Below are 21,365 nucleotides of genomic sequence, written 5' to 3'. Positions count from 1 at the left end.
TATAATGACTGAAATGAATTTTAAAGTAGAAGCTTTTGAAGGGCCGCTCGACTTGCTGCTCCATTTGATTGGTAAACTGGAAATCGATATTTATGATATTCCAATGGTAGAGATTACCGAGCAGTATATGGAATTCGTTCATACGATGCAGCGGCTTGAGCTTGATGTAGCCAGTGAATATTTGGTGATGGCAGCCACACTTCTAGCAATCAAAAGTAAAATGCTTTTGCCTAAACAAGAGCTCGAGCTTGAAGAGGATGACTTTGATCCTGACTTCGATCCGCGTGATGAATTAGTGGAACGTTTGATGGAATATAAACGTTACAAAGAAGCCGCACAAGAATTGAAGGAAAAAGAAGCCGAGCGGAGTTTTTATTTCAGCAAACCGCCAATGGATCTGTCGCCTTACGAAGATTTGGACGAGGTGCGGGAACTTAATGTGACACTTGAGGATATGCTGGGGGCTTTCAACAAACTATTACGGCGGCAAAAATTGCATAAGCCGCTTCACACGCGAATTACCACGCAGGAAATCTCGATTGATACCCGGATGGAAGAAGTGTTGGAAAAGCTTGCCGTGCATAAAGGGAAACTTAGATTTGAAGAACTATTTGAGGAGCGGACCAAAGAACAAATGGTCGTCACTTTTTTGGCACTGCTTGAATTAATGAAACGAAAGGCTGTATCAGTCGAACAGGCGGACAGTTTTTCAGATTTGTATGTAGAAGGTAGAGGGGAAATGGAGCGTGAATAAAGAACAGCAGTTAGGAATACTAGAAAGCCTGCTTTTTGCGGCTGGTGATGAGGGAATTTCCACCAAGCAGCTTACGGAGGTTATGGAAATCACCTATATTGAGGCACTCAACCTGCTTGAAACGATGCAGGAGCGTTTTCAAGAGAATGAAGCGCGCGGGCTGGTATTGCTGGAACTTGCCGGGACTTTTCAACTTGCGACCAAAAAAGAGTATGCGGATTATTTACGCAAACTTGTTGAAGCGCCACACTCTGCTTCACTTTCTCAGGCATCGCTTGAAACACTGGCAATCATCGCTTACAGGCAGCCAATCACTCGAATGGAAGTGGATGAAGTGCGAGGCGTGCAGTCTGACGGACCAATCAGAACGCTTGTGGCGCGCGGACTTGTAACTGATAAAGGTCGTGCTGAAGGGGCTGGCCGGGCCAAGCTTTACGTGACAACGAATGAATTTTTAGATGCTTTTGGTCTAAAGGCGCTGGAAGAACTGCCACAGCTTGCTGAACCGACCGATGAAATTGATCAGGATGAAATGGATTTGTTTTTCGATCGTTTCAACCAAATAAAACCAGAGAATGGGGATGAAACGTGATGGAAGAACGTTTACAAAAAGTTATAGCGAATGCGGGGATTACCTCAAGAAGAAAAGCGGAGAAGCTGATTGCAGACGGAAAAGTAACGGTAAATGGCCAAGTTGTTCGTGAACTTGGGACAAAAGTACGGGCGAGTGATCGTGTTGAAGTAGAGGGGATTGCGCTGACAAAAGAGGAGCATCGGTATTTCCTTTTCTACAAGCCAAGAGGGGTTGTTTCAGCGGTATCAGATGAAAAAGGGCGACGAGTGGTAACCGATTATTTTGAAGCAATCGGCACGCGGCTTTATCCGGTTGGACGACTGGATTATGATACATCTGGTTTGCTTTTGATGACAAATGATGGTGAATTTGCCAATTTGCTGATGCATCCGCGTTATAAAGTAGAGAAAAAATATATTGCACGGCTAAAAGGCATTCCTGAACGCGAGGTTTTACAAAAACTTGCAAAAGGCGTTCATTTGGAAGGGAAAAAAACGGCTCCGGCAAAAGTGAAAATGCGATCGTTTGATAAGAAAAAAGAAAAAGCGATTGTCGAAATCACCATTCACGAAGGGCGAAATCGGCAGGTACGTAAAATGTTTGAATCAGTTGGTTTTCCGGTTCAAAAGCTGGTACGTGAGGAATATGCTTTTCTGAATTTGCGTGGTTTGAATGCGGGAGAATGGCGCGAGTTGACACATCATGAAGTAAAACAGCTCAAAGCACTTGCCCAATTTGGTCAGAAATAATCAGGACATTTGTAGGGTTTTAATAGCGTGTTTTGTGAAAAACATGTATAATTTATTTGATCGTTAGATTTTCTAGTAAGAAGGTATGTGGGTGCCTCCATAAAAGGAAATCACTTTCTATATGATTATTAAATAAATACTCTTAAAAAATGAGCAATTCAAAGTTGGGGGATGTATACTTATGAGTGAGCGAATTAAAGTGCTTATTGTTGACGATGAAGATCGTATCCGCCGTCTCTTAAAAATGTATCTGGAAAGAGAAAATTTTAAAATCGAGGAAGCTAGTGACGGAGATCAGGCGCTTCAAATGGCACTGAATAATAATTATGAGGTCATTTTACTTGATTTGATGATGCCAGGTAAGGATGGAATTGAAGTTTGCCGCGAACTGCGTGAATATAAATCAACACCGGTTGTAATGCTTACAGCCAAAGGTGAAGAGGCAAATCGGGTACAGGGATTTGAAGTGGGGGCGGATGATTATATTGTCAAGCCTTTTAGTCCACGTGAGGTAGTACTGCGTGTAAAGGCTGTACTTCGTCGTGCAAAACAAACAGATAAAAATATAGTGAGCAGTCTGCCGGGAGACGTTATTAATTTTCCACATTTATCCATTGATAATGAGGCGCATCGTGTGATTGTTGATGGAACAGAAATCAGCTTGACGCCAAAGGAATATGACTTGCTTTATTATTTAGCAAAATCACCGGATAAAGTGTTTGATCGTGAGTCATTGCTCAAAGAGGTTTGGCGATATGAGTTTTTTGGTGACTTGCGAACTATTGATACACACGTAAAGAGGCTGCGTGAAAAACTATTTGATGTTTCCGAGGAAGCAGCTAAAATGATTGTGACTGTATGGGGACTGGGCTATAAGTTTGAAGTTCCAGAAGACTAGTATGATGTGTAGGGCAGGTTGGGGTACGTATAATCACCGGAAACCTGCTCTTTTTGATGGAATGATTTCTGAAAATGCGGGGTGAAAGCATGAAGATTTGGAACAGTATAGTTGGAAAAATCTGGAGTACGATCATCTTGCTTTTGATTGGCGTTTTGGTCATTTGCGGGTTTCTCGTGGCGATGGTCTATGAAAAAAATAATCTGGATGAAATCGAAAATGATTTAGAACGTGCGGCGGATAATATTGTTTCCATCATGAAAACAAATGATGAGCTGATTACCGGTGAGGCTTCTGGCGGCGACGCGCTGACCCTTTTAGACGATACGACGGGTGTAATCATTGCGACGAATAATAAACCTGTCTACACGCATGAATCACCGGATAAAGTTTCGCAAAAAGCCATCAATAAATTAACAAGTGATGCGAAAATCCAGGCGGCCCTTAAAAAAGAAGGGCAACTGACGATGAAGTATGATTTTGAGGGCAGTAAAGATGACTTGCCAGTTGAGCTGACGGCCGAGAATTTCCAATTGCCGAACGGGGAATCGGGAACCATTTTCGTCTATCAGTCTTTCCAAGATATTCTTAGTGTCAATGCGAAGACAACACGTACCTTGATTTTGGCGGGAATCGGAGCCGTCTTGGTTACGTCGCTTTTGTCTTTTATTTTTTCATCGCGCATGGCCTTTCCACTTCGGGAAATGAAAAAAATCGCTGTGGCGGTATCACGCGGGAATTTTGATAATCGCGTGCCGAGTTATACGCATGATGAGATTGGGGACTTAGGGGTTGCATTCAACAATATGGCCCAGCAATTAAAATATAATATCAGTGCGCTCAGGCAGGAAAAGGAGCAGCTTTCCAATATTTTAGTCGGCATGGCTGATGGTGTTATCAAGTTCAATATTGATAAGACGATCATTTTAAGTAATCCCCCGGCGGAAGAATTTTTACACAATTGGTTTTTCTCTTCTGAAAATAAAGAGAAGGGGCTGATTCCGCCCAAATTAAGTCGAATGCTGGATCAAATCCTTGAAGTACAGGAAGAACAGGTGGGAGAGATCACATTTGGGGATCAAACCTATGTCGCGATTTTAACTTTGCTTTATAATGGAGAAAATATTCGCAGTATCGTAACGGTTATTCGTGACGTGACCGAAGAAAAACGGCTTGAAAAAATGAAGAGTGATTTTGTCAATAATATTTCACATGAACTCAGAACACCGATTTCAATGCTGCAAGGATATAGTGAAGCCATCATTGACGGTGTGGCTCAGTCGGATGAAGAAGTACGGGAATTTGCTCAGATTATTTATGATGAGTCCCTGCGGATTGGTCGTTTAGTGAATGATATGCTGGATCTTGCCCGTATGGAAGCAGGTTTTAACCAACTGGATAAAAAAGAACAGCTGCTAGTACCGTTTATTGAAAAAGTGGCGGGGAATTTTGATGTACTGGCGAAGGAAAATCATGTGACACTGGCAGTGGAAGCGGACAATCCGTCACTTGTCTATTCATTTGACCGGGATCGGATGGAGCAGGTACTGATTAATTTAATTATGAATGCAATCAGGCATACCGGAAGAGAAGGATACGATGGACGTGTGGTTGTTCGTGAACATGTCAATCACGAAGCCAATCAACTGATGATTACTGTTGGGGACAATGGTAGTGGAATTGATGAAAAAGATATTCCGTATTTATTTGAACGCTTTTATAAAGCCGATAAAGCGCGAACGCGTGGCAAAGCGGGTACCGGTATTGGACTTGCCATTGTCAGAAATATCGTGGAGGCGCATAATGGGAAAATTACAGTCGAAAGTAAGGTGGGAGAAGGGTCAACCTTTATTATCACACTGCCGCTTTCAACCAATTGAAGGAGATTGATAACAATGACTGAAAGACCAAAAAAAGCCTGTAAGGAATCACTCGTCATCAAGACAAGCCGTGTTTTCCCGCAGGATACGAATAATCATAACACGCTATTTGGCGGAAAATTGATGACCTATATTGACGATACGGCCTCCATTAGTGCGTCGAGACATTGCCGAGTTGGCATTGTGACGGCCTCAACGGACTCGGTCGACTTTTTGAAACCTATTAAAAACGACCATTCGGTATGCTTGGAGTCTTATGTGGCTTCGGTCGGTCGGAGTTCGATGGAGATTTTTGTGAAAGTCATTTCGGAAAATCTAAAAACTGGAGAGCGCTATTTGGCTGCTACTTCCTTTTTGACCTTTGTAGCGATTGATGACAACGGAAAAACTGTGACGGTGCCGGAAGTTTATCCGGAAACAGAGGAAGAAAAAATGATTTTTGAAGGGGCAGAAATTCGTGCGAAGGCGCGGAAAGAGCGGCTGAGAGGAAGTCGTAAATTAGCAGAAGCATTGTCCATTGACGTTCCGTGGCACCACAAGTAAGAAAAAAATTTCGTGAAAGTGAACACAAAGGACTTGCTAAATTAAAAATCTATGCTACAATTACAATGTAAAAAAATTATATCGTTCATCTTCGGGGCAGGGTGTAATTCCCGACCGGTGGTTAAAGTCCACGATCTGCTTAGGCAGGTGACGCTGGTGAAATTCCAGGACCGACAGTATAGTCTGGATGGGAGAGGATGTTGACAGTCTTTTTTGGCGTGTCTAAAAAGACTACAGATGCAAGTTTATTTTGCATGGCCGTATGTCTATTTCTCCCTGACCAATTTTTTGGTGAGGGATTTTTTATTGGATACACAAAAAAGAACTGTTATCGTTTTTCTTTGGGATGAACATCAAAGGAGATCAGGAAAATGAAAAACTATTCACTAAAAACATTTGTTGGAATCGCGGTATTTGGGACGGTGTCTTTCGTCATTATGCTGTTGAAGTTTCCGCTGCTTCCAAGCGCATCATTTCTAACGCTTGACTTTAGCGATATTCCGGCACTGATTGGCGGCTTGCTTTTTGGACCGCTGGCGATTATATTGATCGAGCTGATTAAGAATGTATTGGAATTCTTTGTTTCAGGGAGTCCGGTGGGGGTACCAGTTGGAGAAATAGCGAATTTCTTGTCAGGAATCTGCTACTGCTTGCCTATTTATTATTTGTTCTACTGGTTCCGTTCGACAAAGGGAATGCTTGTTTCAACGGCAGCTGGGACGATTATTATGACCATTGCCATGAGTATTTTTAATTATTTTGTCTTGCTGCCATTCTACATTACACTTGGCGGATTGCCTGCGAATACAGATGTGTCAGCGATGGTTGTGGCGGCTGTTATTCCGTTCAACTTGCTAAAAGGCGTGATTGTGAGTGCCGTATTCCTTATTCTGTATGCATCGATGAAAAAATGGATTGTCAAAAACCAGACACCAAAAGAACGAAAAAGATATGAAAAAAAGCGTCATGAATTAGCATGACACTTTAAGAAGAATGATGCGGGTCGCCATGAAACGGGTGATCCGCTATTTTTATGGAAAGAGACGGGCAGGAAAAAACGGCGTCTTCGGCCTGCTCCAATTGATCACTTGGAAGGGGAAGCGAGCCTTGATTATTGTCAAGCGTCACATAAGCGAGGCCTTCTACATCATAATCAAAAAGATTAGGTGCATGAATGGAGCAGGCACCACAGGCAATACATGTTTCTTTATCAACAATGAGATATTTAACCACCGAAAATCCCCCTAAAAATCAAGCATTTGGTTAGAAACAGTATAACATATTTAAAAAGAAAACTTTAATAGAATTTAATGCCGAACAAATGTTTCTGTGGTATGATAGGACAGGAAAGAGGTGACCGGATTGGACGGCTTGGAAATTTATCTGATGCAGCTATTAAATCATATTAAAGCAGTGCGCAAATTACCCCTCATCTATGCACTCATGACAGGGAAGCGAACTGGACAAGCTGTGCAAGAAGCGCATTTATTTAAGATGAAGCACCTATTCGGTCTGACGCCAAAGCTGAAGGAAGCGGAGTTTTTCGCATGTGTCGATCGGTTAGCGGAGCAGGGCTGGGTGCGTGTTTCGGAAGCTGGGTGTATAAGTGTGCGAGAAACAGCGGATGAACGTTTTGAACGTCCGGACTGGCAGGGATTTCTCATTCAAAAGCGTGCACACAACTTTTTTTTGCGACTTCTCTTGGCTAGTCAAGTGATCAGTCAGAGGCAACATGGACGTGTTCACTATTTGCCAGCGGTTCGGGACAAGGCAGTCCAATTTCATATCAAAGAATGGCTGAGAGGTTCGCAAAATTTTCAGCTGACAGAGCGCTTACGGGAGGAGCTTGTCAACTGGTTGGGGCACTCGGAGATAAAGTATCCGGAGCTTGTGGCTTTTCGGCTGAGTGGCGGAGAGTGGATCGGCTTGACGGAAGAACAGCTGTATGAGCGGTGCGGGCTAAGTTATTGGGACGGCTATTTTGAGTGGCTGTATGCGATTCATTTTTTATTTCAACATCAAGCAGATTTTCCGATCCTGCAAAGCCTAATGCCGGCACCTGAGCTAGCGATGACGAGTTCGGGAACGGCGACTTTTTTGCAAATGAATGAAGTGGCGGGAATCGAGCAATTAGCGGGGCTGAGACACTTGAAACAAAGTACGATTGAGGACCATCTGGTAGAAATTCAGGCGACTTTTCCGGGAAAAAATTTTGAGGGGCTGCCAGATCAGGCGGTTTGCCAAGAGATTGCCCAGGGTTCGTTTACCAGTTTAAAAGAGATTAAAACGCATTATCCGGATCTGTCTTATTTTGAAATTCGGATGGCAGTCGTGAAGGGAGCACGATAAAATGCGACTAGAAGAAGCCTTGAAAAAATATCTTGGGTATGAAACGTTTCGTCCGGGGCAAAAAGAAGTAATCGAGACGGCTTTGGCTGGCAAGAACAGCTTTGTGATGCTGCCGACTGGAACTGGGAAAACGGTGTGCTATCAGTTGACCGGCTATTTGCTGGAGGGGGCAGTCGTGATCATTTCACCGCTGCTTAGTTTGATGCAGGATCAGGTCGAGCGAATGAAGGCCTACGGGGAAAAACGGGTTATTGCGATCAACAGTTTTTTAGCGCCGCAGGAAAAAGTGGCCGCACTAAGGCGACTAGATCAGTATAAATTTATTTTTCTTTCTCCTGAGATGCTGATGAATGATACGGTTAAAGGGCGGCTTAAGCAGTTGAAAATTGCTTTATTTGTCATTGATGAGGCGCATTGTATTTCACAGTGGGGACATGATTTTCGTCCGGATTATTTGGCACTCGGCGATTTTCGAGCAGATTTCGAGTATCCGCTTACCATGGTTTTGACTGCCACGGCGACTGAGCGGGTACGGCAGGATATTTTGTTGCAGCTGCAATTGAATGATGCGGAATCGATTATTTACTCGGTCGATCGGCCCAATATCGCTTTATTTACACGTAGGTATGCCACTTTTAAAGAGAAGAAGGCTGGATTAGTGGAGCTTGTGCGTGAACTTAAGTCGCCGGGCATTATTTATTTCAGTAGCAAACGGTTAGCGGAAGAGTTTCAGCAGCTTATTCGATCGGAGACGGCTCTAGAGAGTGCTTATTATCATGGCGATATGCAAGCAGAAAGTCGCATGATGATCCAACAGCAGTTTAGTCGAGGACAATTGGATGTGATTTGTGCGACAAGTGCTTTTGGCATGGGGATTGATAAAGCGGATATTCGTTATGTCATCCATTTTCACTTGCCGGGAGATTTGGAAGCCTATGTGCAGGAGATTGGGCGTGCTGGTCGTGACGGTGAAAAGAGTGCGGCGATTTTATTGTATGCGAATGGTGACGAAATGCTTCAACGGCAGCTGGCGGATAAGGATGCCCTAGATCCTGCGCTTCTTGAACTGCCAGCTGAGCTTGTCGGCTCACTTCCTGAAACGGAGCAGCGGATGTTGGCGCATTATGCAGAAAGCGGTCTTTCCAAAGGGGCGATCAGAAAGCGGCTGGAGGAGCGCAGGCATTGGAAACAGCAGAATTTGGCGGCTATGAAAGGCTATCTGGAAACGGAAGGTTGTCTGCGCGCTTATATTTTGCGCTATTTTGGGGAAGAAGCGGCAGATAAGGAGCAACAACCGGATTGCTGTGACCGAGATGGGGCGGAGATCACCCACTATTTCGGGACAAATGAACGTCGGAATGAGCAGCCTGACTGGGTACGTTACTTAGATGAACTGTTTGTAGGTCCATGATGATGCGTATTCTGGCCCATTTTATAAATTCTCTTAAAAAAATGTGGCTTTATGTTGTTGAATCGATGTTTTATGGGTATAATTATTGCAGGGAGATTACATCCTTGTAATGAAAATTTAAGAAGGAACCAAATGATTATTTGAAATAAGGGAGGATTGCGACGAATGGCAAAAAATAAGCGCAGCGAACGATACAAACCATCTGATGATTATGGGGATGAGAAGTTTGCAGCAGAAGAAAAAGATGAGTTTGATAATGAACCGCCGATGCTTTCAAGATCTGACAGCAGACGCAGCAGAAAGAAAACCATCTTTCGCTATCCGCTACTCAATATATTGATCGTCTTCTTTTTATTAATTCCTATTGTAGTAATCGTTGTCTTTATGGCTGTTCAGTATTCTGGAACTTCTAATCAAGCCGATCAGGCTGATTCCAGTATCGAAGTTAAGAAAAACACTGAAAAGGAACAATCTGAAAAAGAAAAAGCGAAGAAAGAACAGGCTGAGAAAGAAGAAGCCGCTAAAGAAAAGTCGGAAAAAGAACAAGCCCAAAAAGAAGCGGATGAGAAGGCTGCTCAAGAAGCAGAAACAAAGAAACAGCAAGAGGAAGCGGCTAAACAAGCTGAGGCTGAAAAGCAGGCACAAGCAGAAGCGGACAAAAAAGCGCAAGAAGAGGCTGCTGCTCAAGCTGAAAAAGAAGCACAGGAACAGGCGGCTAAGGAAAAAGAAGAAGCCCAACAATCAGCCGGAACGCATACGGTTCAGGCAGGAGATACACTCTACAGCATCGCGAAGAGTTTCTACGGAAGTTCAGGAGCGAGTGCCGGCGTAGAGAAAATCAAACAAGCAAACGGTTTGTCGAGTAATAATGTCCCTGTGGGCACAACTTTGACAATCCCTAAATAATGACAAAAGAATGAGCGCCAAACACCGGTTTATCCAAGTGCTTGGACTCGTTCTTTTTATGGAAAGAAGCGGAAATGATGGCAAAGGTGGCACTAATCACAACTGGCGGGACGATTGCCAGTAAAAAAACAGCTTCTGGAAAGCTTGCTTCAGGGGAGCTTTCGGGGGAAGAATTAGTTGAGATTTGCGGGTTGCCAACAGAAATACAAGTCGATATTTATTCAACCTTTCAGTTGCCGTCCATGCACATTACGATGGAAGATTTAATTGCTTTGAAGCAGCTGATTGAAGCAATCTACATGGATGAAACCTATGACGGTGTGGTCGTGACGCATGGGACGGATTCGCTGGAAGAAACGGCCTATTTTTTAGATTTGGCCATTACAGATCGGCGACCAGTCGTTGTCACAGGTTCGCAGCGTGGTCCGGAAGAGATGGGGACGGATGCCTACATCAATATCCGCCATGCGATTTATACGGCTTGTGAAAAACAACTGCAGGATGCCGGGACTGTTGTGGTATTCAATGAGCGGATATTTGCCGCCCGTTACGTTAAAAAAGTACATGCTTCGAATATTCAGGGCTTTAGTGCATTCGGGTTTGGCTATTTGGGGATTATTGATAATGATAAGGTGTTCGTCTATCAAAAGCCGGTCATTCATGAATGCTATGACATCAGACTCGCACTAAAAAAAGTGGTGATCATCAAGTGCTATCTTGATGCAGATGGGCTTTTTATCGATGCGGCGATCGACAGGAAAGTGGATGGCATTGTGCTGGAAGGTGTCGGGCGCGGTCAAGTGGCGCCTTTAATGATGCCGGCTATTCAGCGTGCACTTGCTGAAGGGATTCCGGTCGTGATTACAACCAGCGCAGAAGAAGGCAACGTTTATACAACCTATGATTATTTGGGCAGCACATTTGATTTGTTTAATCACGGTGTTATTCTTGGCAATGATTATGATAGTAAAAAGGCAAGAATGAAGCTGGCTGTGTTGCTTGCATCAAAAGAAACAGTGACTCAAGCGGATTTTGAGTGAGAAAGGACAGAAATGATGGAAAAAATTTGCATTGCGATTGATGGACCAGCAGCGGCAGGGAAAAGCACGGTAGCTAAGATTGTCGCCAAACAGCTTCATTTTATTTATTTAGATACGGGCGCGATGTATCGGGCTGTGACATATTTGGCTAATCAGAAAGGGCTAAAATATGAAGATGAAACAGGAATTTTTGATGCATTAAAAAAAGCGGAAATCGCCTTTGAACCGGGGGAAATTCAGCAAGTCTATATAGATGGGGAAAATGTGACAGAAGTGATTCGTTCGAACGAAGTGACAAATCATGTTTCGATTGTGGCGGCGCACCCGCTGATTCGCGAAGAGTTGCAAAGACGGCAGCAGATGTTTGCAGCGGAAGGCGGAATTGTGATGGATGGCAGGGACATTGGGACGGCTGTTTTGCCAAATGCCGAGTTGAAAATTTTCCTCTTAGCCAGTGTAGCTGAACGTGCTGAACGTCGCTTTAAAGAAAATCAGGCGAAGGGGATTAGTTGTGATCTGGAGCAGTTGAAGCAGGAAATTGAAGCGCGGGATCATCTTGATTATACAAGAGAGCATTCACCATTAAAAAAAGCGGCAGATGCGATTGAATTGGATACAACTTCTATGACCATTGATGAAGTCGCGTATGATATATTACGATTAGCTCAAGAAAGAATTAAATAGTACTAAAAACGGCGAAACGGCGTACTTTGTGCGCTGTTTTTTTTAGATGGTACTTGACAAATTGATCGATTTGTAGGAAGTTAGAAGAGAGAATTTTTTTGCTATAAATTTATGGTAGGAAATTTTCTTTATAGGATTTTCTTGCAAAAAATCAGTATGTCGAACGCAATGCTCATTCTAACAGTTGTATTTTGTTAGAATAACCTGACTTAGGTCATGAGAATGTTAAAGCTGTGTACTACTTTTGCTGCTACAGGAAAGTCCTAAATTCGACAAACGAATTGAGGAGGGCTACACATGTCTGAAGAATTAAACAATGTGGAAGTTAGAAACTTTGAAGAAGGAGACAAGGTAACAGGTACAGTTACTAGCGTCGAGGATAAACAAGTTTATGTTGGGATCCCTGATAGCAAACTCGATGGTGTCGTTCCTATCAGTGAACTTTCAAATGTACATGTGGAAACGGCTTCGGATGTAGTTAAAGTAGGCGACACATTGGATTTGATCGTGACAAAAGTGGAAGAAGATGTCATGGTCCTCTCAAAACGCAAAGTGGATGCTGAAAAAGCAACAAGCGACATTCAAGCAAAATTTGAATCCGGTGAAGTTTTTGAGGCAGTTGTTAGTGATGTTGTCAAAGGCGGTCTGGTTGTAGACTTGGGTGTACGTGCTTTCGTACCAGCTTCCCTTGTAGAAGACCATTTTGTAGAAGATTTCTCAGATTATAAAGGTCAGACGCTTACTTTCAAAGTTGTAGAATTTGAACCTGAGAATAACCGTGTTATCTTAAGCCATCGTGCAGTTGTAGAAGCGGAGAAAACAGAGAAGAAACGGGAAATTCTTGAAAATATCAAAGAAGGCGATGTCATCGAAGGAACAGTTGAACGTTTAGCCAATTTTGGCGCTTTTGTTGATTTAGGCGGCGTTGATGGACTTGTTCATATTTCGCAAATTTCGTATCAACATGTTGCAACACCTGGTGATGTACTTTCAGAAGGTGAAAAAGTAACAGTTAAAGTAATCGGGGTAGATCCTGAAAACGAACGAATTTCACTTTCTATTAAAGATACGCTTCCTGGACCTTGGGATAATATCGCTGAAAAAGCGCCAACTGGTGCCGTATTAAGTGGTAAAGTAATGCGCTTAGTTTCTTTTGGTGCCTTTGTAGAAATTTTCCCTGGTGTAGAAGGTCTTGTGCATATTTCGCAAATCTCGCATAAACATATTGGTACACCGGCAGAAGTTCTACAAGAAGGGCAAGAAGTTGAAGTGAAGGTTTTAGATGTGAATGAAGATGAAAAACGTCTGTCACTTAGCATCAAAGAACTTACAGAAGAGCCTGCTCAAGAGCCTGAATATGAAATTCCAGAAGAAAATACTGGTTTCCAAATGGGCGATTTGATTGGCGATCAGTTGAAAAAAATCCAAAACGACGATAACGAATAAATAATTGAAATCCTGATACATTTCTTTAGTAGGTGTATCAGGATTTTTTTAGTATAAAAAATGCATAAAAAGTTTGGCGAAAATCGTTGACAGTTGGCAAGATTATGTTATAATAAAAAAGTTGAGTCGAGTTAGTGAAGACTTTAATTGTATAATTATTCATTATGATGGCCCGTTGGTCAAGCGGTTAAGACACCGCCCTTTCACGGCGGTAACACGGGTTCGAATCCCGTACGGGTCACCATCATAAGGTTCCGTGGTGTAGGGGTTAACATGCCTGCCTGTCACGCAGGAGATCGCGGGTTCAAATCCCGTCGGAACCGCTTTTTTAAAGTCCAGTGCAGCTGGGCTTTTTTTGTTGTGTTTTTTAATAGGATTTTGTGAGGTAATGAGGATTTGAAGCGTGTCCACTTAAGCTCAAGGTTGGTTGTTGCAAAGGATTGTTTGACGTGTAGAAAGCGTGTCGCCCGTATCGTTTTAGTAAAAGGCCGTGGTTGGTTCAAGTGAAGAATATTTACCAGTGAAGCGGTGTATGTTAAGATAAGGTGGATAATATTTAGAGGACAAGGGGTAGCGAAATGACGGAACAAGTAGATAAGGAAAAAATTGCGCAAGCGGTACGGATGATTCTTGAAGCTGTAGGCGAAAATCCAGATCGTGAGGGTTTATTAGATACACCAAATCGGGTAGCAAGAATGTATGAGGAAGTTTTTGCAGGTTTAAAAAAGGATCCGAGCATTCATTTTCAAACTGTTTTTGAAGAGCAGCATGAGGAATTAGTACTTGTAAAGGATATTCGTTTTTCTTCGATGTGCGAACATCATTTGGTTCCGTTTTTTGGCGTGGCACATGTGGCTTATTTACCGCAAAATGGTCGCGTTGCTGGTTTAAGTAAATTAGCACGTGTTGTAGATGATGTCAGCAAACGCCCGCAGCTGCAGGAACGAATTACGACAACTGTTGCTGAAATCATGATGGAAAAGCTGAAACCACTTGGCGTGATGGTTATTTTAGAAGCGGAACATATGTGTATGACGATTCGCGGAGTAAATAAACCGGGGACGAAGACGGTGACAAGTGCCGTGCGGGGAGCTTTTCGGAATGATGATAAGCTGCGCAGCGAGGTTATGTCGCTAATTAAAGGTTGAGACAAAGAAGGGCAGTTGCTCTGGTGCTGGTTATGTGTATTTTTGTGGTATAATTTACATTGTGTTTATCCTTTCTCTAAAGGATGCGTTAATCGGATTAATCTATGAATTAAAGGGGAAATTCAAATGACTTATCAAAGGAGCCGCATGCAGTTGAAGGAAGTGGAACAATTGGTTCATGAAGAGACCACCAATCAATTTTTACAAGAGCAATTTCATGGGCCGGCAAAGGACAAAGATCAAATGCTTTGGCTGCATGAAGCGATTCGCGGCTCTGAACTTAGCGAGACGGTGCGTTATCGGGTGATTAGTGCAACGCTTTATGTGATTCAGGCGCATGATACACATGATATGATTGACGAAAAAAATGATGCGTTTCCACTCGCGCGCAAAGATCGTGAGCTGACGGTTCTTGCTGGGGATTATTATAGTGCACTTTATTACCGGACGATGGCAGAGCTTGGCATGACTGCACTTTTAGCCAAGCTTCAAAAAGGTGTGCAGGAGACCAATACGGCGAAGACAAATTTACGAGAGCTTCATTTAGCCACTGATCAGGATTTGTTTGATACGCTTTTGCAAGCATCCAGTGCCATTTTCACACAATTTGCGCGCTACTTTGAATGTGAAGAGCGTTTTATTGAGCTGGCAAGCAGGGTCTTGCTGCTTAAACAATTATTGCTGGAGGAAAAAAATAGCCGAGCGAGTTATAAATCTAGGTTGCTTCCTGCTTATGAACATGGTTATTTTGCTCATAGTGCCAGCGCAAATTTTGATGATTGGCTCGCTGAAATGATCACCGATTTAAGCCAAGATATTTTGCGATGTATGGAAGATGTTACAGGGCTTTCGGACGCGCAAAAAGTACGCATACAGGAATTGTTAAAACATTAAGGGGGCCTTTTAGAGCATGACTGAGACAAAGGAAGAAAAAGTACATCGTGTTTTCGAAAAAATTTCTCCCAGCTACGATGTGATGAATAGTGTGATCAGTTTTAAACTGCACGTTTTGTGGCGCAAACAGACGATGGAACTGATGCATATCGAGAAGGGCGCCAAAGTGCTCGACGTTTGTTGCGGGACAGCTGACTGGTCGATTCTTTCTGCTAAATATGTGGGGGAAGAAGGCTCTGTTGTGGGGCTTGATTTTAGTGAAAATATGCTTGAAATCGGGCGCAAAAAGGTGGAGGCTAGTGGGCATCAAAATATAACGCTGATTCATGGCAATGCAATGGCGCTGCCTTTTCCAGATGATACTTTTGATTATGTCACGATTGGTTTTGGTCTGCGGAATGTTCCAGACTACTTGACGGTATTAAAAGAGATGCGGCGCGTTTTGAAGCCGGGCGGTCTAGCTGTTTGTCTAGATACAAGTCAACCCAATATTCCTGGCTGGCGGCAGCTGTTCAATAGCTATTTTCGTCATGTCATGCCATTTTTAGGCAAATGGATGGCTAAAAGTTATGAAGAGTATAACTGGCTGCAAGAGTCAACGCGAGATTTTCCTGGCATGGGTGTCTTGTCGGATCTTTTTTATGAAGCAGGATTTTCTTATGTACGCTTTGTTTCCCACAGTGGCGGTGCGAGTGCGACACATTTTGGCGTGAAAAAAAAGGAACTTAATGGTGAGGACGAATGAAATTTAATTTTCTAATGGTGAGTGTGCAAAAAGAAATCGAGGCGATCGAAGCGGAATTGAAGGTGGCGGTCAGTCATGCGGAGGCAGAGACGACTTCGCGGGCGGCTCTTCATCTGCTGGAGGCGGGTGGCAAACGGATTCGTCCAATGCTTGTCTGTTTGTCAGCACGGTTGTCTAAGGAAGCAGATCCTGAACAGGTCAAGGATGCTGCTGTGGCGATTGAACTGATTCACATGGCATCGATTGTGCATGATGATGTGGTGGATGATGCGGAGCTCAGACGCGGCCGACCAACGATCAAAGCGGTTTGGGGCAACCATATTGCGATGTATACGGGAGATTATCTTTTTGCCAAGTCGCTGGAATATATGACCAAAATTCCGATCGATAAAGCCCATCTGATGCTTTCAAAAGTAACGGTTGAACTGGCGACGGGTGAAATTGAGCAGATGCGCGACAAGTTTAATTTTGAGCAGAATGTGCGTAATTATTTGCGGCGGATCAAAAGGAAAACGGCTCTTTTACTGGCGGCAAGCTGCGGCCTTGGCGGGTTGATTGGGAAGCTGCCGGATCAGCTCGACGATAAGCTATACCGTTTCGGCTATTATGTCGGGATGGCTTTTCAAATTACAGATGATGTGCTTGATTTTAGTGGCTCGGAAAAGGAAGTAGGGAAGCCGATTGGTGAGGATTTGCGTCAAGGCAATATGACGCTGCCAGTCTTTTTTGCCATGGAGGACCCGCTTCTTAGAAAAAGGATCAAACGAATGACCAGCGAAACGGAAGCTGCTGAACTGGATGCCGTGGTGCTCGCAATCAAAAAAAGTGGCGCTGTAGAGCAGGCAGAAAAGGTCGCGAGTTTATATTTACATAAAGCTAGTCAGCTTTTGGATGATTTTCCGCAGTCGAAGGAACTTAAACCGTTGCGGCAGATTGTGAAAATGCTCGATCGGCGTGATTATTAAAGGAGTGAGAAGGATGGAAAGAACCTACTTGATGGTTAAGCCGGATGGTGTTGACCGCGGGCTGATTGGCCAAATTGTAATGCGTTTTGAACAGAAGGGCTTTAAACTGGTTGGCGCAAAGCTGATGCAGGTGACAGAAGAGTTGGCGCGCAAGCATTATGCCGAACATGTTGATCAGCCGTTTTTTCCGGATTTGCTTCAATTTATTACATCCAAGCCGGTTTTTGCGATGGTTTGGGAGGGGGAAAATGTGATCGAAGCGGCTCGACTGATGATGGGGAAAACGAACCCGTTTGAAGCTGCGCCTGGGACGATTCGAGCTGATTTTGCAACGAGGACGAACCGGAATGTCATCCATGGCTCGGACAGCGCGGCATCGGCAGAACGAGAAATCGCCCTTTTCTTTCGACCAGAAGAACTTTGTTCGTATGAAAAGGCTTTGGCACAGTACTTTTAACTGTTTCCATTTGGAGGCAGTTTCTTTTTTTAGAATCATTTTGCCAATTTACATAATTTTTTGATATGATAGGAGAATAAAAAGAAAGGGTTGTGTTCTTTTTGGTCCTATGTTAAGATATTACAAATATACTTTAAAGCGCTAAAATGTTTAGTGTCAAAATCGAGCCGATAAGGGAGAGTTGCTAAATGAGATACTTAACAGCTGGAGAATCACACGGACCTGGTCTGACAACGATCATTGAGGGTCTACCGGCGGGAATGCCGCTACTTGCAGAGGATATTAATAAGGAGTTAACGAGGCGTCAAGGGGGGCACGGTCGCGGGGCAAGAATGCGAATTGAAAAAGATCGGGCTGAGATTACAGCGGGAATCAGACATGGAAAAACGCTTGGCTCACCGGTAGCCCTTTTTGTGGAAAATAAGGACTGGAAACACTGGGAGACGGTCATGAGCATTGAGCCGGTTCCAGAAAAAAATGAGCAATCTCGGAAGGTGGCTAGGCCGCGTCCTGGTCATGCGGATCTTGTGGGCGGCATCAAATACGGGCATCGCGATATGCGCAATGTGCTGGAGCGTTCCAGTGCGCGGGAAACGACGGTGCGTGTGGCGGCCGGGGCGATTGCGAAAAAGCTGCTTCAGGAACTGGGCATTGAGGTGGCCGGTCATGTGCTGGAAATTGGCGGTACGAAAGCTGATCTTTCGCGTGATTATACGGTAAAAGAGATTCAAGAGATTTCGGAAGCCTCGCCTGTGCGGTGTTTGGACGAGGAAGCGGCACAGGAAATGATGCAGAAAATCGATGATGCGAAGAAAAATGGTGACACGATCGGCGGCGTGGTAGAAGTTGTCGTTGGCGGTGTTCCGGCTGGCCTTGGTAGCTATGTACAGTGGGACAAGAAGCTGGATGCCAAGATTGCCCGTGCCATACTGAGCATCAATGCGTTCAAGGGGGCTGAATTTGGCGTTGGCTTTGAGGCTGCTCGAAAACCAGGCAGTGAAGTGATGGATGAGATCCTTTGGTCAGAAGCGGACGGCTATACACGGCGGACTAATCATCTAGGCGGCTTTGAAGGCGGTATGACAAATGGCATGCCGATTGTGGTAAAAGGGGTTATGAAGCCGATTCCGACTCTTTATAAACCACTTCAAAGTGTGGATATTGATTCCAAGGAGCCGTTTAATGCCAGTGTCGAACGCTCGGATAGTTGTGCGGTTCCGGCGGCTAGTGTGGTGGCTGAGGCCGTTGTGGCATGGGAAGTGGCTGTGGCTGTATTGGAAAAATTTGACGGTGACCGCTTTGATGTTTTGAAAAAGCATGTGGAAGAGCATCGGGCGCTTGCGAAGGAGTTTTAAGGATGGGCGAAGAAAAATGGATCCATGCGGCGAGCAAAACATATCCCGTTTACATTGGGCAAAATATATGGCAGGAAGTCGGGCAGACGATTCTTTCTGCCCTTTCTTCCTATTCAAAGGTATTTGTTGTGACGGATCAGCATGTGGCGGCGTTACATAAGGAAAAATTAGATGCGTGGCTTGCTCCGCTTGATGAAGTGATCTACTATATCACGCCAAACGGGGAAGAGGCGAAAAGCTTTGCGGTATATGAAGATGTGATGACGCGGGCGATCGAAAGCGGACTGGACCGGAAATCCGTGCTGCTAGCTTTTGGCGGTGGCGTGATTGGCGACTTGGGCGGTTTTGTAGCAGCCACCTATATGAGAGGCATTCCTTTTTATCAGCTTCCAACGACGGTTTTGGCGCATGATAGTGCGGTTGGAGGGAAAGTGGCAATCAACCATCCACTGGGAAAAAATTTGATCGGTCAATTTTACCAACCGGAAGCGGTGCTCTATGATACTGGACTTCTTGGGACGCTACCGGAGCGGGAAATGCGTTCTGGCTTTGCAGAGTTGATCAAACATGCCCTTATTTCAGACCAGCAGTTACTGGATACGCTGATCACAACTTACCGAAAGCCGGAAGATTTTTATACGCATGATCTGACGGCATTTTTGTCACAGGGCATCGATGTGAAGGCGCAGATTGTGGCGCAGGATGAGACGGAGCAGGGGGTTCGGGCCTATTTGAATTTTGGGCATACGTTTGGACACGCACTCGAGGCGTGCGGCGGCTTCAAAAGATGGCTGCACGGCGAGGCGATTATTTTCGGCATGCTGTTTGCGCTTCGGATGAGCGGGGAACAGCTCAATCTAGCATTCGATTTGGCGAACTTTGAAGCGTGGTTGACAGATCTCGGCTATGAAACGGTTTTGCCGCAAGATGTGACCTTTGAGAAGTTGTATCAAAATATGCTGCATGATAAAAAGACGACTTATCAGGAAGTGAAAATGGTGCTTTTGCGGGAAATCGGCGACTTAGTAATCACTCCGGCAAGCGAAAGCGCACTCGAGTCAATTTTTCAAAAAATGAAACGTGAAGGAGCGTGAGGGAAATGCGTGCGATACGCGGTGCAACAACGATTGAGGAAAATCAGGCGGAACAAATTTATCAGGCAACGAGTGAGCTTTTTGCCAAAATCGTATCGCAAAATGAGCTTGCGCCAGAGGATTTTGTTTCGGTTATTATTACGGTGACAGAAGATATTTCAGCGGCTTTTCCGGCACGAGCGGTTCGGGAAACGCCTGGATTTGAGTTAGTACCGGTGATGGGCATGCAGGAGATCCCTGTTCCCGGAGCACCGGAAAAATGTATTCGCATGATGTGCCATGTCAATATCGAAAAAAAGCTGGCAGAAGTCGAACATATTTATTTGAGAGAAGCGGTTCGCCTGCGTCCTGATTTGGTCAAAAAGGAGGAATTATCATGAAATGGAAGAAGTCACTAGCGGGTCTTGGTTCTTACAAACCGGGCAAGCGCGAGGAAGAGGTCATGGCGGAACTGGGGCTCACGAGCATCACCAAACTTTCTTCCAATGAAAATCCACTGGGCGTTTCGGAAAAGGTGCGAGAATTGCAGCAGGAGCTTCGTGTGAGAACAGAAATTTATCCGGATGGCTGGGCGAGTGAACTTCGTCAGACGGTGGCTGAATTTTATCAGGTGGAAGAAGAGGAATTGATTTTTACAGCAGGTGTGGACGAATTAATCGAGCTGCTCACGCGTGTTCTGCTTAGTCCGGATACGAATACGGTCATGGCGGCACCGACGTTTGTGCAGTATCGTCAAAATGCCCTGATCGAGGGGGCGGAAGTGCGCGAGATTCCACTGCTTCCGGATGGTCATCATGATTTATCCGGCATGCTCCGGGCGATTGATGACAAGACGGCGATCGTTTGGCTCTGTAATCCGAATAATCCGACAGGCAACTATCTGCCGCTTGAGGAAATAGAGGATTTCTTGAAAAAAGTACCGCAGGATGTGCTGGTGGTGTTGGATGAAGCCTATATTGAATATGTCGATCCGGTGCCTGAAAACACGAAAACTGGATCAAAGTGTATCCGAATCTAATCATTACGCGGACATTCAGTAAAATTTATGGACTGGCCAGTGCGCGTGTTGGGGTGGGCATTGCGGACGCAGCGATTATTCATCAGTTGAACATTGTTCGACCGCCGTTCAATACAACTTCGATTGGGCAAAAGCTTGCGCAGGCGGCACTGCTTGATCAGGCATTTGTCGAACGCTGTCGCCAGTCGAATCGGCAGGGTGTCGCGCTATATGAGGCATTCAGCGCTAAATATCCGGCGGTCAAGCTCTATCCGACACAAGGGAATTTTGTGCTGCTGGATTTGGGGATTCCGGCGGACGAGATTTTCCGTTATTTGGAGAAAAATGGCTTTATTACGCGTTCTGGTGCTGCACTTGGTTTTCCAACAGCCATCCGGATTACGATTGGGGATGCGGCTGCCAATCAGGCGGTTATTGCATGTCTAGAGGAGCTGCTCTAAGCAAGTGTAAAGGAG

General features: G+C 44.5%; 22 protein-coding genes, 2 tRNA genes, 1 pseudogene and 1 riboswitch. Of the genes and pseudogenes, 24 read left to right on the top strand and 1 reads right to left on the bottom strand.

The window, feature by feature from the left end:
• Nucleotides 1–4: 4 nt before the first annotated feature.
• The 7 genes from CS921_RS06640 to CS921_RS06610 all read left to right on the top strand — a co-directional run bounded on the left by CS921_RS06640 (nt 5) and on the right by CS921_RS06610 (nt 6,378).
• Nucleotides 5–754 (top strand): segregation/condensation protein A, encoded by a 750-nt coding sequence (locus CS921_RS06640; RefSeq protein ID WP_099222284.1) that lies wholly within the window; start codon nt 5–7, stop codon nt 752–754.
• On the top strand, nt 747–1,346 hold the full coding sequence (gene scpB, locus CS921_RS06635; RefSeq protein ID WP_099222283.1) for an SMC-Scp complex subunit ScpB: 600 nt from the start codon (nt 747–749) through the stop codon (nt 1,344–1,346). Before CS921_RS06640 ends, scpB begins: the two co-directional genes overlap by 8 nt.
• The gene (locus CS921_RS06630; RefSeq protein WP_099222282.1) at nt 1,346–2,077 is read left to right on the top strand and encodes a pseudouridine synthase; all 732 of its coding nucleotides are present in this window, start codon (nt 1,346–1,348) and stop codon (nt 2,075–2,077) included. Before scpB ends, CS921_RS06630 begins: the two co-directional genes overlap by 1 nt.
• A gap of 181 nt (nt 2,078–2,258) precedes the next feature.
• Nucleotides 2,259–2,975, top strand: a complete 717-nt coding sequence (locus CS921_RS06625) for a response regulator transcription factor (RefSeq protein ID WP_099222281.1) — start codon at nt 2,259–2,261, stop codon at nt 2,973–2,975.
• 89 nt (nt 2,976–3,064) lie between these two features.
• Nucleotides 3,065–4,855 (top strand): ATP-binding protein, encoded by a 1,791-nt coding sequence (locus CS921_RS06620; RefSeq protein ID WP_099222478.1) that lies wholly within the window; start codon nt 3,065–3,067, stop codon nt 4,853–4,855.
• Nucleotides 4,856–4,870: 15 nt separating this feature from the next.
• Complete coding sequence (locus CS921_RS06615) at nt 4,871–5,398, top strand: acyl-CoA thioesterase (RefSeq protein WP_099222280.1); 528 nt, start codon at nt 4,871–4,873, stop codon at nt 5,396–5,398.
• Between the two features lie 83 nt (nt 5,399–5,481).
• Nucleotides 5,482–5,601: riboswitch (FMN riboswitch) on the top strand.
• Between the two features lie 168 nt (nt 5,602–5,769).
• The gene (locus CS921_RS06610) at nt 5,770–6,378 is read left to right on the top strand and encodes an ECF transporter S component (RefSeq protein ID WP_099222279.1); all 609 of its coding nucleotides are present in this window, start codon (nt 5,770–5,772) and stop codon (nt 6,376–6,378) included.
• A 4-nt stretch (nt 6,379–6,382) separates the two neighbouring features.
• On the opposite strand, the gene CS921_RS06605 is transcribed toward CS921_RS06610, so the two are convergent.
• Entirely contained in the window at nt 6,383–6,631 is a 249-nt protein-coding gene (locus CS921_RS06605; protein WP_099222278.1) for a ferredoxin, read from the bottom strand.
• A 129-nt stretch (nt 6,632–6,760) separates the two neighbouring features.
• Between CS921_RS06605 and CS921_RS06600 the strand changes: the two genes are divergently transcribed.
• From CS921_RS06600 to hisC, 17 genes and pseudogenes are all read left to right on the top strand, one after another.
• Entirely contained in the window at nt 6,761–7,747 is a 987-nt protein-coding gene (locus tag CS921_RS06600) for a helix-turn-helix domain-containing protein (protein ID WP_099222277.1), read from the top strand.
• 1 nt (nt 7,748) lies between these two features.
• Complete coding sequence (locus CS921_RS06595) at nt 7,749–9,158, top strand: RecQ family ATP-dependent DNA helicase (RefSeq protein WP_099222276.1); 1,410 nt, start codon at nt 7,749–7,751, stop codon at nt 9,156–9,158.
• A 165-nt stretch (nt 9,159–9,323) separates the two neighbouring features.
• Nucleotides 9,324–10,064 carry a LysM peptidoglycan-binding domain-containing protein gene (locus CS921_RS06590; RefSeq protein ID WP_099222275.1) on the top strand — a complete coding sequence of 247 codons (741 nt, stop codon included), beginning with the start codon at nt 9,324–9,326 and terminating at the stop codon, nt 10,062–10,064.
• Nucleotides 10,065–10,141: 77 nt separating this feature from the next.
• Complete coding sequence (locus CS921_RS06585) at nt 10,142–11,104, top strand: asparaginase (protein ID WP_099222274.1); 963 nt, start codon at nt 10,142–10,144, stop codon at nt 11,102–11,104.
• 12 nt (nt 11,105–11,116) lie between these two features.
• Nucleotides 11,117–11,788: a (d)CMP kinase gene (gene cmk / locus CS921_RS06580; protein ID WP_099222273.1), complete on the top strand. Its 672-nt coding sequence runs from the start codon at nt 11,117–11,119 to the stop codon at nt 11,786–11,788.
• Nucleotides 11,789–12,085: 297 nt separating this feature from the next.
• Complete coding sequence (rpsA, locus tag CS921_RS06575) at nt 12,086–13,234, top strand: 30S ribosomal protein S1 (protein ID WP_099222272.1); 1,149 nt, start codon at nt 12,086–12,088, stop codon at nt 13,232–13,234.
• A gap of 169 nt (nt 13,235–13,403) precedes the next feature.
• A tRNA-Glu gene (locus CS921_RS06570) sits at nt 13,404–13,478 on the top strand.
• Between the two features lie 6 nt (nt 13,479–13,484).
• A tRNA-Asp gene (locus CS921_RS06565) sits at nt 13,485–13,557 on the top strand.
• Between the two features lie 255 nt (nt 13,558–13,812).
• Nucleotides 13,813–14,382, top strand: coding sequence for a GTP cyclohydrolase I FolE (gene folE / locus CS921_RS06560; protein WP_099222271.1), 570 nt, complete (start codon nt 13,813–13,815; stop codon nt 14,380–14,382).
• A gap of 126 nt (nt 14,383–14,508) precedes the next feature.
• Entirely contained in the window at nt 14,509–15,276 is a 768-nt protein-coding gene (locus CS921_RS06555; protein WP_099222270.1) for a heptaprenyl diphosphate synthase component 1, read from the top strand.
• Between the two features lie 16 nt (nt 15,277–15,292).
• The gene (locus CS921_RS06550) at nt 15,293–16,021 is read left to right on the top strand and encodes a demethylmenaquinone methyltransferase (RefSeq protein ID WP_099222269.1); all 729 of its coding nucleotides are present in this window, start codon (nt 15,293–15,295) and stop codon (nt 16,019–16,021) included.
• Nucleotides 16,018–16,986, top strand: coding sequence for a heptaprenyl diphosphate synthase component II (gene hepT / locus CS921_RS06545; protein ID WP_099222268.1), 969 nt, complete (start codon nt 16,018–16,020; stop codon nt 16,984–16,986). The genes CS921_RS06550 and hepT overlap by 4 nt, the downstream gene beginning before the upstream one ends.
• Before the next feature lie 13 nt (nt 16,987–16,999).
• Complete coding sequence (ndk, locus tag CS921_RS06540; protein ID WP_099222267.1) at nt 17,000–17,443, top strand: nucleoside-diphosphate kinase; 444 nt, start codon at nt 17,000–17,002, stop codon at nt 17,441–17,443.
• 188 nt (nt 17,444–17,631) lie between these two features.
• Nucleotides 17,632–18,798: a chorismate synthase gene (gene aroC, locus CS921_RS06535; protein WP_099222266.1), complete on the top strand. Its 1,167-nt coding sequence runs from the start codon at nt 17,632–17,634 to the stop codon at nt 18,796–18,798.
• Nucleotides 18,799–18,800: 2 nt separating this feature from the next.
• Nucleotides 18,801–19,892 carry a 3-dehydroquinate synthase gene (gene aroB / locus CS921_RS06530; RefSeq protein WP_099222265.1) on the top strand — a complete coding sequence of 364 codons (1,092 nt, stop codon included), beginning with the start codon at nt 18,801–18,803 and terminating at the stop codon, nt 19,890–19,892.
• Nucleotides 19,893–19,897: 5 nt separating this feature from the next.
• Complete coding sequence (gene aroH / locus CS921_RS06525) at nt 19,898–20,272, top strand: chorismate mutase (RefSeq protein WP_099222264.1); 375 nt, start codon at nt 19,898–19,900, stop codon at nt 20,270–20,272.
• Nucleotides 20,269–21,350: pseudogene (gene hisC / locus CS921_RS06520) on the top strand (histidinol-phosphate transaminase). The gene aroH and the pseudogene hisC overlap by 4 nt, the downstream one beginning before the upstream one ends.
• Nucleotides 21,351–21,365 lie beyond the last annotated feature (15 nt).

This window comes from Listeria costaricensis (assembly GCF_900183385.1).
Lineage (GTDB): Bacteria > Bacillota > Bacilli > Lactobacillales > Listeriaceae > Listeria > Listeria costaricensis.
Note: the sequence above shows the minus strand (reverse complement) of the source record. Positions and strands in the feature narration are given on the sequence as shown.